This is a genomic window from Actinotalea soli (genome assembly GCF_017565425.1).
GTDB lineage: Bacteria > Actinomycetota > Actinomycetes > Actinomycetales > Cellulomonadaceae > Actinotalea > Actinotalea soli.
Map to the genome: position 1 here is coordinate 45,628 of NZ_JAGEMK010000003.1, position 15,402 is coordinate 61,029.

The 15,402-nt window shown below is 73.5% G+C and carries 11 protein-coding genes; 1 reads left to right on the top strand and 10 read right to left on the bottom strand.

The window, feature by feature from the left end:
• Nucleotides 1-5 precede the first annotated feature (5 nt).
• The 5 genes from dhaM to ileS form a co-directional block, all read right to left on the bottom strand.
• A complete protein-coding gene (dhaM, locus tag J4G33_RS07130) occupies nucleotides 6-734 on the bottom strand; it encodes a dihydroxyacetone kinase phosphoryl donor subunit DhaM (protein WP_208055264.1) in 729 nt (242 codons plus the stop codon).
• The gene (gene dhaL / locus J4G33_RS07135) at nucleotides 731-1,378 is read right to left on the bottom strand and encodes a dihydroxyacetone kinase subunit DhaL (protein ID WP_208055265.1); all 648 of its coding nucleotides are present in this window, start codon (nucleotides 1,376-1,378) and stop codon (nucleotides 731-733) included. The genes dhaM and dhaL overlap by 4 nt, the downstream gene beginning before the upstream one ends.
• Nucleotides 1,379-1,472: 94 nt before the next feature.
• Nucleotides 1,473-2,468, bottom strand: a complete 996-nt coding sequence (dhaK, locus tag J4G33_RS07140; protein WP_208055266.1) for a dihydroxyacetone kinase subunit DhaK — start codon at nucleotides 2,466-2,468, stop codon at nucleotides 1,473-1,475.
• A gap of 212 nt (nucleotides 2,469-2,680) precedes the next feature.
• Nucleotides 2,681-4,030 (bottom strand): bifunctional folylpolyglutamate synthase/dihydrofolate synthase, encoded by a 1,350-nt coding sequence (locus tag J4G33_RS07145; protein WP_307793794.1) that lies wholly within the window; start codon nucleotides 4,028-4,030, stop codon nucleotides 2,681-2,683.
• Entirely contained in the window at nucleotides 4,027-7,302 is a 3,276-nt protein-coding gene (gene ileS, locus J4G33_RS07150; RefSeq protein ID WP_208055268.1) for an isoleucine--tRNA ligase, read from the bottom strand. The genes J4G33_RS07145 and ileS overlap by 4 nt, the downstream gene beginning before the upstream one ends.
• Before the next feature lie 316 nt (nucleotides 7,303-7,618).
• Here ileS and J4G33_RS07155 point away from each other — a divergent pair, with 316 nt between their 5' ends.
• Nucleotides 7,619-8,404 carry a DUF1206 domain-containing protein gene (locus J4G33_RS07155; protein ID WP_208055269.1) on the top strand — a complete coding sequence of 262 codons (786 nt, stop codon included), beginning with the start codon at nucleotides 7,619-7,621 and terminating at the stop codon, nucleotides 8,402-8,404.
• A gap of 29 nt (nucleotides 8,405-8,433) precedes the next feature.
• On the opposite strand, the gene J4G33_RS07160 is transcribed toward J4G33_RS07155, so the two are convergent.
• Genes J4G33_RS07160 through J4G33_RS07180 form a run of 5 tightly spaced genes read right to left on the bottom strand, consistent with a single transcriptional unit; the run spans nucleotide 8,434 to nucleotide 15,302 of the window.
• Nucleotides 8,434-9,876: an LLM class flavin-dependent oxidoreductase gene (locus J4G33_RS07160; RefSeq protein ID WP_208055270.1), complete on the bottom strand. Its 1,443-nt coding sequence runs from the start codon at nucleotides 9,874-9,876 to the stop codon at nucleotides 8,434-8,436.
• 29 nt (nucleotides 9,877-9,905) lie between these two features.
• A complete protein-coding gene (locus J4G33_RS07165) occupies nucleotides 9,906-11,645 on the bottom strand; it encodes a dipeptide ABC transporter ATP-binding protein (RefSeq protein ID WP_208055271.1) in 1,740 nt (579 codons plus the stop codon).
• Nucleotides 11,642-12,544, bottom strand: coding sequence for an ABC transporter permease (locus tag J4G33_RS07170; protein WP_307793795.1), 903 nt, complete (start codon nucleotides 12,542-12,544; stop codon nucleotides 11,642-11,644). The genes J4G33_RS07165 and J4G33_RS07170 overlap by 4 nt, the downstream gene beginning before the upstream one ends.
• A complete protein-coding gene (locus J4G33_RS07175; RefSeq protein ID WP_307793796.1) occupies nucleotides 12,541-13,596 on the bottom strand; it encodes an ABC transporter permease in 1,056 nt (351 codons plus the stop codon). The genes J4G33_RS07170 and J4G33_RS07175 overlap by 4 nt, the downstream gene beginning before the upstream one ends.
• Nucleotides 13,593-15,302 carry an ABC transporter substrate-binding protein gene (locus J4G33_RS07180; protein WP_208055272.1) on the bottom strand — a complete coding sequence of 570 codons (1,710 nt, stop codon included), beginning with the start codon at nucleotides 15,300-15,302 and terminating at the stop codon, nucleotides 13,593-13,595. The genes J4G33_RS07175 and J4G33_RS07180 overlap by 4 nt, the downstream gene beginning before the upstream one ends.
• Nucleotides 15,303-15,402: the final 100 nt, after the last annotated feature.

Below are 15,402 nucleotides of genomic sequence, written 5' to 3' on the forward strand. Positions count from 1 at the left end.
GTGACCTACGCCTCGCCGAAGCCCTCGGCCACCTGAGCCACCACGGCGCGGACCGCCGCCTGGGCGCCGGGTCCGTGGGCCACCACCGTCAGCTCCTGCCCCCCGGTGGCTCCGAGCCGCATCAGCTCCAGGACGCTCGCCGCATTGACCCCGTCGACGGTCACCGGGACGCCGAGCTCGGCCACGGCACGCGCGAGCAGGGCCGCAGGCCGGGCGTGCAGACCCAGCGGGTTGCGCAGGGTGACCGTCGCGTGGGCGCTCTCACCGGTGGAGTCCGCCCGGGTCCCGGCCTCGCCAGGAGCAGGCACGCGGTCGTCCTGGCTGGCAGGGTCCTGCGCGGGGGCCGGGGCGAACAGCCTCCCCGCCTCGACGGCCGCGCGCTCGACGGCGTCGAGATCGCCACCCTGCTGGGCCTCGACGGCCGCCGCGACGGCCCCCTCGACGAAGGGGGCAGTCGGCACCCGCACCCGGGCGGCGACCTCCTCGTCGAGCATCTCGAGCACCATCTCCGCCGTGAGCACGGCCGAGCCGAGGTCGGTGAGCAGCACCACCCCGGCCCCGGCCTCGGTCGCGGACGAGACAGCCTCGAGCACCCGGTCAGGGCTCGTCCCGACGCCCCCCTCGAAGCCCCCCGCCGGCAGCACGGTCACGTCGGGGGCCATCTGCCGCGCGATCTCGGCGACCCCCTCGGCGGCGGCCTGCGAGTGCGAGACCAGGACGAGAGCCGGCCTCATGCGCGGGGCCCTTCCGCCGCGGCCTCGTGCGCGGCACGCAGGAGGAGGGCCGAGGACGCCGCTCCAGGGTCGCGGTGCCCGGCGCTGCGCTCTCCGAGGTAGCTGGCCCGGCCCTTGGTCGCGACCATGGGGTCCGTCGCCACCGCCCCGGCCTCGGCCGCGACCGCCGCGGCGTCGAGCACCTCGAGGGGCGAGTCCCCCCGTGCGGCGGCCTCCTGCGCCGCGGCGACCGCCGGGGACCAGGCGTCGACCATGGTCTTCTCGCCCGTCGTCGCCTTGCCCCGGGCCACGACCCCCTCGAGGCCCGCCTCGAGCAGGGCGACGACGGCGTCGCTGCCGAGCTCCGTCAGGCCGGTCACCTTGGCTGCCCGCAGGTAGGCCGTGCCGTAGAGCGGTCCCGCCGCCCCGCCCACCGTCGACATGAGGGTGGTCGCGACGACCTTGAGCACCTCGCCCACCTCGGTCGGCGGAGTCTCGAGCCCGTCGAGACGGCTGACGACAGCCGTGAAGCCACGGTGCAGGTTCTCCCCGTGGTCACCGTCCCCGATCTGCCGGTCGAGCTCGATCAGCTCGACCCGGTGCTCGGCGACGACCTCGGCCGACCGCCGCACCCACTGCAGCGCCCACGTCACGTCCAGAGTCATGGTCCTCCTTCGTCCGTCGGCAGCAGCCTGCCACTCGCCAGCCCTCCGCGGGGGCCGGGAGGGCTCGGAGAGCGAGGTCGTGATCAGATCGTGCTCACCAGCGCAGCGCCGCGGTGCGGACGGGGGCGTCCCACAAGGAGGTCGTCTCGGCATCCAGGCGGAGCACCGTGACCGAGGCCCCCTGCATCTCGAGGGAGGTCACGTAGTTCCCCACCAGCGATCGCGCCACGGTGACCCCTCGCGCCTCGAGAAGCTGACGAGCCCGCCGGTACACGACGTAGAGCTCGGAGGCAGGGGTGCCTCCCATGCCGTTGACCAGGAGCAGCACCTGCTCACCGCCCCCCAGGCCGAGGTCGTCCATGACCGGGGTGGTCAGCTGCTCGGTGATCTCGTCGGCCGGGGCCATCGGGACGCGGCGTCGCCCGGGCTCGCCGTGGATGCCGATGCCGATCTCGATCTCGTCCTCGGTCAGGTCGAAGCTCGGGGTGCCCGCGTGCGGCACGGTGCACGCGCTCAGGGCGACCCCCATCGAGCGGACGTTGGCCGCGACCCGCTCGGCCACCGCGGCGACCCCCGCGAGGTCGTCCCCCCGCTCGGCCGCGGCTCCCGCGATCTTCTCGACCGCGAGCGTCCCGGCGACGCCACGGCGCCCGGCCGTGTAGAGCGAGTCCTCGACGGCGACGTCGTCGTTGACGAGCACCGTGCGGACCTCGACCCCCTCGGCGTCGGCGAGCTCGGCGGCGGTCTCGAAGTTGAGCACGTCGCCCGTGTAGTTCTTGACGATGTGCAGCACCCCGCGGCCGCCGTCGACCGCGAGGGTCGCGGGGGCGATCGAGTCCGGGGTGGGCGAGGTGAACATCGCACCCGGGACGGCCGCGTCGAGCATGCCCAGGCCCACGTAGCCGGCGTGCAGGGGCTCGTGGCCGCTGCCCCCGCCGCTCACCAGCCCGACCTTCCCCTGGATCGGTGCGCCGGCACGGACCACGTAGAGCGGGTCGGTGCGGACGGTCACCAGATCGGCATGGGCGAGGCCGAAGCCCTCGACGGACTCGTCGACGACACGGGCCGGGTCGTTGATCAGCTTCTTCACGCTGCACACCCCTTCACGGACCGGCAGGACGGGGCGACGGTGCCCGCAGCCCTGCAGAGGTGCCCTGGTCGGGACCGGGCCCGACGGCCCTCACCCCCGGGATCAGCATCCGGGGGCCGGAGAACGCACGTCAAGGCAGGGCCCGTGCACATCCGTGCACGAGCAGGACCGCCGGCCTCGCCCGCCCGCGCTGCCCTCCCCTGAGGTCCCCGTCAGCGGTGGCCGAAGAGGATCCTCGCCTCGGCCGCCATCGTGACGGAGCCCGTCACGAGCACCCCTGCCCCGGTCGGCGAGCCCTCGGTGCCCCCCTCGGCGATCTCCACGGCCCGACCGATCGCCTCGTCGAGCCGCTCGGCCACGTGCACCCGGTCCTCCCCGAAGACCTCGACCGCGATCTCGGCCAGGTCGTCGACGTCCTGCGCGCGGGACGAGCTCGACCGGGTCACCACGACCTCGGCCAGGAGCGGCTCGAGCCCGGCGAGGATCTGCTCGGCGTCCTTGTCCTCGAGCACGCCGACCACGCCGACGAGGCGCTCGAAGGTGAACGCCTCCTCGACCGCGACCACGAGGGCCTCGACCCCCGCCGGGTTGTGCGCGGCGTCGACCAGCACGGCTGGCGAGGTGCGGACGAGCTCGAGACGGCCCGGGGAGTCCATGCCGGCGAAGGCGGTCTCGACCACCTCGGCGCCCAGGGCGCCGCTGCCGCGCAGCACGGCCTCGGTCGCGGCGAGGGCGAGCAGCGCGTTGTGCCCCTGGTGCGCGCCGTGCAGCGGCAGGAAGATGTCGGTGTAGAGCCCTCCGACGGTGCGCAGCGCGAGCATCTGGCCCCCCACGGCGACGGCCCGCTGGGCGACCTCGAGCTCGACGCCCTCCCGCACGACCCGCACCCCGCGCTCGGCCGCGGCGGCGAGCACGACGCCGTCGACCTCCTCCCGCTGGGCGGCCATGACCAGGGTGGCCCCCTCCTTGAGGATCCCGGCCTTCTCCCCCGCGATGTCCGTGATCTCGTGCCCCAGCCACCGCTCGTGGTCGTGGGCGATCGGGGTGATGACCGCGACCTCGGCCTCGACGACGTTGGTCGCGTCCCAGGTGCCCCCGAGGCCGACCTCGATCACCGCGACCTCGACCGGGGCGTCGGCGAAGGCCGCGAAGGCCATCACCGTGAGCACCTCGAAGAAGCTCAGCCGCGGCCCCCCGGCGGCCTGCGAGCGCTGGTCGACCATGTGCACGTAGGGCGCGACGTCCTGCCAGAGCTCGACGAACCGCTCGGCGGTGACGGGCTCGCCGTCGATCGCGATGCGCTCGGTCACGCTGGTCAGGTGCGGGCTGGTGAACCGGCCCGTGCGCAGCCCGTGCTCGCGGAGCAGGCGCTCGACCATGCGGGCGGTCGAGGTCTTGCCGTTGGTCCCGGTCACGTGGACCACGCGGAAGGACCGCTGGGGGTCGCCCAGCAGGTCGCAGACCTCGCGGACCCGGTCGAGGGTGGGCTCGAAGTCGTGCTCGGGCGAGCGGTCGAGGATCCCGGCGTAGACCTCGCGCAGGGCCTCGTCCTCGCCGCTCACGCGTCGCCCTCCGCACGCTCGACCGCGGCGGTCGCGACCCACTCTGGCCCGGTCCCCGGGGCCGGGGAGCCGGCCGTGACCTCGAGCGCGGTCGCGAGGGTCTCCCGGCAGATCATCTCGCGGTGGGCCTCGACGGCCTCGAGGCGGTCGGCCGGGACCTGGAGGTGCAAACGGACCCGGTCGGTGACCTGCAGCCCCGAGGCCTTGCGCTCGTCCTGGACCACCCGCACGACGTCGCGCGCGAAGCCCTCGGCGCGCAGGGCGTCGTCGAGGGCCGTGTCCAGCAGGACCACCCCGCCCGAGGAGAGGACCGCCGCGACCTGGTCGGCCGGGGCGTCCTCCGCGACGACGGTGGTGAGCTCGTACTCGGAGGGCTCGAGGGCCACCGGGCCCTCGGGGGTGTCGACCACGACGCCCTCCCCCTCCTGACGCCAGTCCCCCGCCCTGGCGGCGCGGATCACGGCCTGGACGCCCTTGCCGAGCCGCGGCCCGGCGGCCCGGGCGTTGACGGCGAGCCGGGAGGTGACGCCGAGCTCGGCGGGTCCGACCTCGGCGAGGTCGACCAGGGTCAGGTGCTTGATGTTGAGCTCACCCGTGATGAGCCCCTGGTAGGGCTCGACCCCTGCCGGGTCCGGCAGGGCGACGGCGAGCTCGCTGAGCGGCTGGCGGACCCGCAGCCGGTTGGCCTTGCGCAGCCCGAGGGTGACCGAGCAGATCTCGCGGACCTGGTCCATCGCCGCGACGAGACCGGCGTCCGCCACGAGGACGCGCCCGAGCTCGGTCTCCCCGTCGGCGTCGGCCAGGACCGGCCAGTCGGTCAGGTGGACGCTGCGGCCGCCCGTCAGACCGCGCCAGATCTCCTCGCTGAGCAGCGGGGCGAGGGGGGCCATGACCCGGGTGAGCACCTCGAGGGCCGTCGCGAGGGTCGAGAACGCGGCCTGGTCCTCGTCCCAGAACCGCTGGCGTGAGGTGCGGACGTACCAGTTGGTCAGGACGTCGAGGTGCTCGCGCACCGACTCGCAGGCGGCGGGCACGTCGTAGGCGTCGAGCTGGGCCGTGGCGCGCTCGACCAGGGACCGCGTGCGCGCGAGGAGGTACCTGTCCATCGCGGGCAGCTCGGCCACCCGCTCGGCCGTGAGAGGCTCAGCGACCAGGCCCCGCCCCTCGCGGGCGGCACCCGCGTAGAGGGTGAAGAAGTACCAGGTGCTCCACAGGGGCAGCAGCACCTGACGCACCTCGTCGCGGATCCCCTCCTCGGTGACCACGAGGTTCCCGCCGCGCAGGATCGGCGAGGCCATGAGGAACCAGCGCATCGCGTCCGAGCCGTCGCGCTCGAAGACCTCGTTGACATCGGGGTAGTTGCGCAGGGACTTGCTCATCTTCCGGCCGTCCGAGCCCAGCACGATCCCGTGCGAGACCGAGGTCCGGAAGGCCGGTCGGTCGAAGATCGCCGTCGCGAGCACGTGCAGGGTGTAGAACCAGCCCCGGGTCTGGCCGATGTACTCGGTGATGAAGTCGCCCGGGTAGTGGTGCTCGAACCAGTCGGCGTTCTCGAACGGGTAGTGCACCTGGGCGAAGGGCATCGACCCCGAGTCGAACCACACGTCGAGCACGTCGGGGATCCGACGCATGGTCGAGGCGCCCGAGGGGTCGTCGGGGTTGGGCCGGGTCAGCTCGTCGATGAAGGGCCGGTGCAGGTCGGTCACCTGGACGCCGAAGTCGGCCTCGAGCTCGGCGATCGAGCCGTAGACGTCGATGCGCGGGTGGGCAGGGTCGTCGCTGACCCAGACCGGGATCGGGGTCCCCCAGTAGCGGTTGCGCGAGATCGACCAGTCACGGGCCCCGGAGAGCCACTTGCCGAACTGCCCCTCCTGGATGTGGTCCGGGACCCAGGTGATCTGCTCGTTGAGCTCGACCATGCGGTCGCGGAACTCGGTCACGCGCACGAACCAGCTCGAGACCGCCTTGTAGATGAGGGGGTTCCGGCACCGCCAGCAGTGCGGGTAGGAGTGGTCGTACGTCTCGTGCCGCACGACGACGGCGCGCTGGGCCTGGGCCACGGCGGCGAGCGGGCCCGTCCCGGCCTTGAGGTCGGCGATCACCTGGGGGTTGGCCTCGAAGACCTGCCGCCCGGCGTAGTCACGGACCTCGGCCGTGAACCGTCCCTTGCTGTCGACCGGCACCACCGGGGTGATGCCTGCCTCGGCGCACACGGCCATGTCGTCCTCGCCGAACGCGGGGGCCAGGTGGACCAGACCGGTGCCGTCCTCGGTCGTGACGAAGTCCGCCAGGAGCACCTGGTGAGCGTTCGGACGGCCCTCGAAGTACCCGAAGGGCGGGGTGTAACGGCGCCCCGCGAGCTCGGCCCCGCGGACCGTCGTGAGCACCTGGGGGTCCTCACCGAGCTCCCGGGCGTAGGAGGCGAGCCGTGATGCGGCCAGCAGCACGCGCTCCCCGGCCAGGGCCGACCCCTCACCCGGGGCCACCACCACGTACTCGATCTCGGGGCCGACGGCGAGGGCCAGGTTGGAGGGCAGGGTCCACGGCGTCGTGGTCCACAGGAGGGCCAGCTCACCGGTCTCGAGCCGGAGGCCGACGGTCAGGGCGGGGTCCTGGCGCGAGGCGTAGACGTCGTCGTCCATGCGCAGCTCGTGGTTCGACAGCGGGGTCTCGTCCCGCCAGCAGTAGGGCAGCACCCGGTAGCCCTCGTAGGCGAGCCCCTTGTCGTAGAGCTGCTTGAAGGCCCAGATCACCGATTCCATGTAGGTGACGTCGAGGGTCTTGTAGTCGTGCTCGAAGTCGACCCAGCGAGCCTGGCGGGTGACGTACTCCTGCCACTCGTCGGTGTAGCGGAGCACCGACTCCCGGCAGGTCGTGTTGAAGGCCTCGATGCCCATCTCGTCGATCTGGGACTTGTCGGTGATGCCCAGCACCCGCTCGGCCTCGAGCTCGGCGGGCAGGCCGTGGGTGTCCCAGCCGAAGCGACGCTCGACGCGGCGCCCGCGCTGGGTCTGGAACCTGCCGACGACGTCCTTGGCGTAGCCCGTGAGCAGGTGCCCGTAGTGCGGAAGCCCGTTGGCGAAGGGCGGACCGTCGTAGAACACGAACTCGTTGGCACCGTGCTCGCCGGCCTCACGCTGGTCGATCGAGGCCTGGAACGTCCCGTCGGTGCGCCAGTACGCGAGCACCTCGTCCTCGAGGGCGGGCAGGTCCGGGGAGGCAGGGACGCCGCCGGGCCCGTCGGTGCTCGGGCGGTGCAGGGGGTAGGCCATCGGGGGCTCCTGGTGCTCACGGTACGGTCGTCACGGTGCTGGCTGTGCTGCATCGTGCGAGGACGACGACCCGGTCCGAGGACCGGAGCACCGCGGTACCACCCCGCTTGCCGGCTCCCCGTGCCGGGGACCGACCGCTCGTCGGCGGGCTGTCACGGGCCCACCCGTCCGGTTCTACTGGGGGCCGCGTCCTGAGACCGCGTCCCTGTTCCTCCGGAGGCTCGCCGGTGATGGCCGGGTCGACGCCTGTGCCGGTGATGATACCCGCCCGAGGCTCACCGAGCGCCACACGGGGCCCGGTGCCATCCTGTCCGCCATGACTCACTCCGCACGTTCCGCCGCCGCCGAGGCGGGCGACCACCCCGTCGTCGAGAAGGGCGCCCGCCTCGGGTACGCCGCCAACGGGGTGCTCCACCTCGTCCTGGGATGGCTCGCCCTGCAGCTGGCCCTCGGGAGCTCGAGCGGCGACGCCGACCAGTCCGGGGCCCTCGCCCAGCTCGGCTCGACGGCGATCGGGTCTGTCCTGCTGTGGCTGATCGTGGTCGGCTTCGTCCTGCTGGCCCTGTGGCAGCTGAGCGAGGTCGCGGTGCGCGACAGCGCAGGAGACCGGGTCAAGGCCGGGGCCAAGGCCGTCGTCTACGCCGTGCTCGCGGTGACGGCGTTCCGCAGCGTCCAGGGCTCGGGGTCCGGCTCGAGCGGCGACGAGCAGACGACGAGCCTGACGGCGACCCTCATGGAGCAGCCCTTCGGCCGGGTGCTGGTGGGCCTGGTCGGTCTCGGGATCATCGCCGTCGGGGTCTACCACGTCGTCAAGGGCTGGAAGAAGAAGTTCCTCGAGGACCTGCAGCGCCACCCCGGGACGTGGGGCGAGCGCGCGGGCCGCGCCGGCTACGTGGCCAAGGGCATCGCGCTCGCGGTGGTCGGCGGGCTCTTCGGCTGGGCTGCCGTGACCCACGACCCCGAGGAGGCCCAGGGGCTGGACGGCGCGCTGCAGACCATCCTCGAGGCCCCCTTCGGCCAGGTCCTCCTGGTGCTCGTCGCCCTCGGGCTGGCGGCGTACGGGGTCTACTCGTTCTTCCGCGCGCGCTACGGGAAGGTCTGAGCCCGCTCCCTGCATCACCGCGTCCTGCGTCACCGCGCGAGGGCGGCGGTCACGACGCGCGGGACCCCGGCGGGACCGAGGTTGGCCCCGCCCCGGTACCGGGCCCCGTGGTGGGTGTCCGGCAGGCGCGCCCGCCCGGGACCGAAGAGCCGCTCGCGCAGGGTCGACTCCTCGTACCGCGTGCGGTAGAGACCTCGGCGCTGCAGCTCGGGAACGACGAGCTCGACGAAGTCCTCGAGGGTGCCCGGGGTGAGGAACTGGCGCAGGTTGAAGCCGTCGAGATCGGTCTCGCGCACCCAGCCCTCGATCTCGTCGACCACCTCGCTCGGTGTCCCGATCGCGAAGAAGGGCGGCCGGTCGAAGCGGGTGACCTCGCGCAGGGCGTCGGCCACGGTCCCCTCGGCCCGGAAGAAGCGCGTGCGGCTGGTCCGGTCCCGGCCCGCGGCCGCCTCCTGGGCCAGCACCTCGCTCATGAGGGCGTCCCGGGGATAGGCCGCGAGGTCGATGCCCCCACCACCGGCATGGGCCAGGTACCCCTCGGCCCGGGACAGGCGCTCGAACTCCTCGGCCTTGCGCTCGGCCTCGGCGCGGGTGCGTCCGACGATCACCACCGCCATGGCGTAGGTCTTGACGTCGGTCGGCTCGCGGCCCTCGAGGACCGCGAGCCGACGCAGGTCGGCCACGTTCTGCCGGTAGGACTCGAGGTCGTAGCCCCCGACGAAGACGCCCTCGGCGTGCTTGGCCGCGAAGGCCTTGCCGGTGGACGAGCTGCCTGCCTGGAAGATCACCGGGGTGCGCTGGGCCGAGGGCTGCGCCAGGTGCGGGCCGGCGACCGAGAAGTGCTCGCCGACGTGGTCGATGTACCGCACCTTGGCAGGGTCGGTGTAGACGTGGTTCTCGCGGTCCTGGACCACGGCGTCGTCGTCCCAGGAGCCTTCCCACAGCTTGTAGAGGACGTCGAGGTACTCGTCGGCGATCGCGTACCGGGTGTCGTGCTCGACCTCCCCCGGCAGGCCGAAGTTGCGAGCCGCGTTGGGCAGGTAGGAGGTCACCACGTTCCACCCGAACCGGCCCTTGGTCAGGTGGTCCAGGGTGCTGGCGCGACGGGCGAAGGCGAAGGGCGGCTCGTAGGTGGTCGAGAAGGTCGCCGCGAAGCCGAGGTGACGGGTCGCGGCGGCCATCGCGGGGATGACCAGGAGGGGGTCGTTGCTGGGGATCTGCACGGCCTCCTGCAAGGCCGTCTCGGGACCGGCCCGGTACCCGTCGTAGGTGCCGATGACGTCGGCCAGGAAGATCGCGTCGAGCAGGCCCTCCTCGGCGAGCCGGGCCTGGTCGACCCAGAAGTCGAGGTCGTTGAAGCGGTGCCGGGAGTTCTCCGGGTGGACCCACAGGCCGTGCGAGATGTGCCCGACGCAGGCCATCTCGAACAGGTTGAAGCCGATGGGTCGGGGGTCGCGCGAGGTCGGTGCCATGGTGCTCTCGTCTCCGTACGTTCGGTGGGTCAGCGGGGGTCGTGGGCCTCGCGGCGAGGTCCTGGCGCGCCGGGCAGCGCGGGCAGGGCGGACAGCAGGCGACGGGTGTACTCGTGCCGCGGGGCGGTGAGGACCTCCTCGGTCGCCCCCTCCTCGACCACGTGCCCGTCCTTCATCACCAGGACGCGGTCGCTGAGGTGGTGGATCACCCCCAGGTCGTGGGAGATGAACAGGTAGGCGACCCCGAGGCTGCGCTGCAGGTCGGTCAGCAGGTCCAGCACCTGGGCCTGCACCGAGACGTCGAGGGCGGAGACAGGCTCGTCGCACACGACGACGTCGGGCCGGGGAGCGAGGGCACGGGCGATCGCCACGCGCTGCCGCTGCCCCCCGGACAGGCGCAAGGGGTGCCGTGCGAGGTGCTCGGCTCCCAGGCCCACCTGCTCGAGGAGCTCGACGGACCGCGCCCGGACGGCGGCGGGGCCCCGCGGCGGCTCGAGGTCGGTCGCCGCGGCGTCGGCCAGGACCCTGGCCACGTCCCAGCGTGGGTCGAAGGAGCTCAGCGGGTCCTGGTAGACGACCCCGACCCGACGGCGGCGCGGCCGTCGCTCGGCAGGGCTCGCCGCGCTCCACGGCGCCCCGTCGAGCAGCACCTCCCCGCCGTCGGGCTCGAGCAGGGCCAGGGCCAGCCGGGCCGTGGTCGTCTTGCCCGACCCTGACTCCCCGACGATGCCGAGGGTCTCCCCCGCGGCGAGCTCGAAGGAGACGCCGTCCACCACGGTGCGCTCGACGCCGTCCGGACCGCGGAACCTCTTGACGAGGTCCGTGGCCGTCAGCACGGGTCGCTCCTCGACGGTGGGGCCGGGAGCAGGGGCGGGGGTCGCGCGCAGCCGGGCGCCCGGCGTCGAGGGCGCCAGCCGCGCTCCCCGGGTGGCCGCCGAGGGGACGGCGTCGAGCAGCGACCGGGTGTAGGGGTGGGCCGGGCGCCGCAGCACCTCCTCGGTCAGGCCGTGCTCGAGGACCTCGCCGTCCCGCATCACGCAGACCTCGTCGGCCAGGCGCGCGACGACCGACAGGTCGTGGCTGATGAGGAGGACGGCCGTGCCACGGCGCTTGGAGGCGGCGAGCAGGTCGAGCACCTGGGCCTGGACGGTCACGTCGAGGGCGGTGGTCGGCTCGTCGGCGATCACCAGCCGGGGGTCCAGGGCGAGGGCCGAGGCGATGAGGGCCCGCTGGCGCAGCCCTCCCGAGAGCTCGTCCGACCGCTGCCGCGCGCGGAGCCCGGGCTCGGGGACGCCGACCTCCTCGAGCACCTCGAGCACGCGAGCCGCACGCTCGGACCGCGATCCCCACCGGTGCAGCCGCAACGGCTCGGCGATCTCGGCCCCCACGGTGCGGAAGGGGTCCAGGGAGACCAGCGCGTCCTGCAGGACCATGCCGATCCGGCGACCACGCACCCGACGCCAGGCGCGCTCGCCCAGCCCGAGCAGGTCCGCCCCGTCGAGCTCGAGCCGGTCGGCCCGCACGTGGGACCCGCGTCCGGTGAGGCCGACCAGGGTGCGGGCCGTGACGCTCTTGCCCGAGCCGGACTCTCCGACCACGGCGAGGCAGCGCCCGGGCGAGAGCTCGAAGGACACCCCGCGGACCACCTCGGTCCGCTCGGCTCCCCGCCCGAAGCCGACCCGCAGGTTCTCGACCCGCAGCATCGGGGTCCCGCGCCGCTCAGGCAGGGTCCTCGTCCCAGGGGCTGCGTCGGTCAGGGCGAGGGTCATGAGGGTGCTCCTTCGAGTCGTTGCTGGAGGGTGCGGCCGAGGGTCGTCAGGGCGACCGCGACCGCGACGATCGCGAGGCCGGGCACCACCTCGAGCCACCACGCCGTCGTGACGTACATGCGCCCGGCCTCGAGCAGGGCGCCCCACTCGGGGGACGGGGGCGCGACCCCCATGCCCAGGAAGGCCAGGCCCGAGGCCCACACGATCGACTGCCCCACACCGAGGGTCGCGATCGCGAGCAGCGGGCGGACGGCGTTGGGCAGGACGTGCTGCAGCACGACGCGGTGGCGCGGGTGCCCCAGTGCCGCAGCAGCCTCGACGTACGGCTCGCGCCGGACCGCGAGGACCTGCCCGCGCACCATCCGGGCGTACCCGGGCGCGGAGCCGATCCCGACCGCGATCACGAGGGTCGCGCTCGACGGCCCGCGCACGGCGACCAGGAGCAGGGCCAGCAGCATCACCGGGAAGGCGAAGGCCACCTCGAGGGCCCCGCCGATGACCCGGTCCGTCACCCTGCCGCCGAGGCCCGAGGCGACGCCGAGGGTCACCGCGAGCGCCATGGCCAGGGCGGTGGCACCGAGACCGATCGTCAGGGACTCGCGGGCGCCGTGGACCACCCGGGTGTACAGGTCCCGGCCGGACTGGTCGGTGCCCAGCAGGTGGGTCGCCGAGGGGGACTGCAGCGCCTGGTCGAGCCGGATGGCCGTGGGGTCCCCGGGGGCGAGGAGCCCGGGGGCCAGGGCGGCGACCGCGACGAAGCCGAGCACGGCGAGGGACAGCAGGGTCGCGAGCCGGGGAGGTCGCGCGGACGCGAACCCGGCGCGGGCCCTGTCGGTCAGGGTCGCGGGGCCCGCGGGGCCCGCGGTGCTGGGGGTGGTCGTGCTCCCGGGGGTGGTCACGGTCGCCTCCTCGGGTCGATGACGGTGTAGGCGAGGTCGACGAGCAGGTTCGCGACCACGTAGACGAGGGCCACGAAGATCACCACGCCGCCCACCACGGGCAGATCCCGGGAGTCGACGGCGGTCACGAGCACCTGGCCGAGGCCGGGGCGGGAGAAGACCGACTCGGCGATGACCGCCCCGGACAGCAGCGAGCCGAGGGCCCAGCCCGAGAGGGTGACCGCCGGGACCACCGCGTGACGCAGGGCGTGGCGGACCCGGACGGCGGCGTCCCCCATGCCGCGGGTGCGGGCCGAGAGGACGAAGGGCTGCTCGAGCACGCGGTCGAGCTCGTCCCGGGTGGCCTGCCCCAGGAACCCGGCCAGCGGGATGGCGAGGGTCAGCACCGGCAGGACCGTGGCGGCCAGGTCCGTCCCGCCCATGACCGGGAACCATCCGGCCTGGACCGCGAGGACGACGAGCAGGATCACCCCCAGCCAGTAGTGCGGCAGGCTCGCGGCGACGGCCTCGAGCCCTGAGCCGAGCCCCGCGATCCAGCGTCGCCGTCCGGCGGTCGCCAGAACGGTGATCAGGGACAGGACCCAGGCCAGGACCAGCGCGCCGAGGGCCAGCTGGACGGTGGGCAGGATCTGGCCCCCGATCACCTGGGTGACCGGCTCGTGCTGCTGGAACGAGGTCCCCAGGTCGCCGCGCAGCAGGCCCCCCACGTAGCTCCCGTACTGCACCAGCACAGGGTCGTCGAAGCCGAAGCGGGCGTTGATCGGCGCGAGCTCCTCGGGGGTGCGCTCGATCGCCTCGCCGGTCTGGAGGTTGAGCAGCAGGGTCGCGCGGTCCCCGGGCAGGAGGGTCTGGACGGCGAACACCACCGTGGCCGCACCGAGCAGCACGAGCGCAGCACCGAGCACCCGGCTCACCAGCCGTGTCAGGACCGCACGCGGCGAGGTGCGGCGTGGGGTACCGGAGGGCTCCGGGCCCCGCGGCGCCTCGCCCGTGCCGCCGCCTGGGGAGGCCTGGTCGGGGCGCTCCGTCGGCAGCGTCGTCGGGGCGCTCACTCGACGAAGTGGGCGTCGTGGAACACGGGCTCACCCTGCGAGTCCTCGAGCCACACGTCCCGGAGCTCGGGGCCGACGGCGATCGAGGTCGTCTGGGTGTAGAGGCCGATGCTCGCGGCCTGGTCGCTGATGATCTGCTGGGCCTGGCCGTAGAGCCGGTCCTGCTCGGTGGGGTCGAGGGTCGAGTTCGCCTCGACGATGATCTCCTCGAGCTCGGGGTCGTTGTAGAAGCTCGAGTTGCTGAAGTTGGGGCTGTCCTCGAGGTGCTGGCGGAAGGTGATGTGCAGGACCCCAGCGGTGGGGCTGGTCCAGTAGCCGGGCTTGGCGTCGTAGGTCTCAGGGCCCGAGTACTTCCCGGAGAAGAGCTCTTCACGGGTGGCTGGGACCAGGGTGACTGCGAAGCCGGCGGCCTTGGCCTGGTCCTGGATGTTCTGCAGCACCGTCGTGCCCTCGGCGGTGATGATCGAGCCGGCCCCGTAGACGATGCTCACCTCGAGGCGCTCGCCCTCGCGGGTCCGGACCCCCTCGGCGTCGACCTCGGTCCAGCCGGCCTCCTCGAGGAGGGCGACCGCCCGGTCGAGGTCGTAGGGGTAGTCGTCGGCGGCCTCGGCGTTGTAGCCGGGTGTGCTCTGGCTGATCGACCCGTTGCCCTCGTAGGGGATCACCCCGTGAAAGGCGCTGGTCACCGCAGCCTCCCGGTCGGTGCCGAAGGCGAAGGCCTGCCGCACCAGACGGTCGGCGAAGGGGCCCTCCACCGTGTTGAGCCCCAGGGCCACCGGACGGCCCGGGGTGATGTACTGCTGGACGTCGAACCGGGCCTCGGCCACCTCCCACTGGGGCGTCGGGACGTCGTACACGACGTGGGCCTCTCCCGTCCCCAGCGCACCGAACCGCGCGACCGGGTCGTGCACGAAGCGCCACTCGATCCCGTCGACGTAGGCGGGTCCCTGGTGCAGGGCGTTCTCGGGGGCCCAGTCGTAGTCGGGGTTGCGGGTGAAGTGGACGGCGTCCCCGCGGTCCCAGCCCTCGACCACGAAGGGCCCGCTGCCGATGGGCGCCTCGCAGATCTCCTCGTCCGGGCGCTCGAGGGAAGCCGGGGACTGGATGCCGAAGTACGCCTGGGAGAGGGCCGGGAGCAGCGGGGCGTAGGGCTCGGTGAGCGTGATCTCCAGGGTGACCGGGTCGATCGCCCGGCTGTCGGCGTAGTACCGCGCCAGGTACGCCGCGACGGTGCTGTTCCCGCCCTCCTCGAGCCAGTACTCGAGGTTGCGGCTCACCGCTGCGGCGTCCAGGGCCGTGCCGTCGGTGAAGGTGACCCCCTCGGCGAGGGTGAAGGTCCAGGTCAGCTGGTCCTCCGAGACCGTCCACGCGGTCGCGAGCCAGGGCACGATCTCGCCGTCCTCGGCCTGGGAGACCAACGAGTCCAGGACCTGCCGGGACAGGTAGGCCTGCTGGACCCAGCCGCCGTAGAGGCAGGGCGGCTCCTGGTCGTGGGCGTACACGATGGTGCCGCCGTCGACCCGGGTCGTCGCCTCACCGGGGTCGGCGCCGGTCGCGGTGGTGCCGCAGGCTGCGAGGGCCACCGGCAGCAGGAGGCCGAGACCGGTTGCCCGACGCGCGCGCCGGGACGGATCAGGTCGGACCCGGCGTTCGTGCCCGGTGAGGGCCGGGTCCGGACGGAGGGTGGTGCTCAGGGTCGGGTACATCGGATACTGCTCCTTGCGTGGAAGGCACCGGCCCCTCGGGGCGGGTGCTGCGTGACCGCCGGCGGCTACCGGCGGGACAGGCGTCGGGTGGACTGCCAGG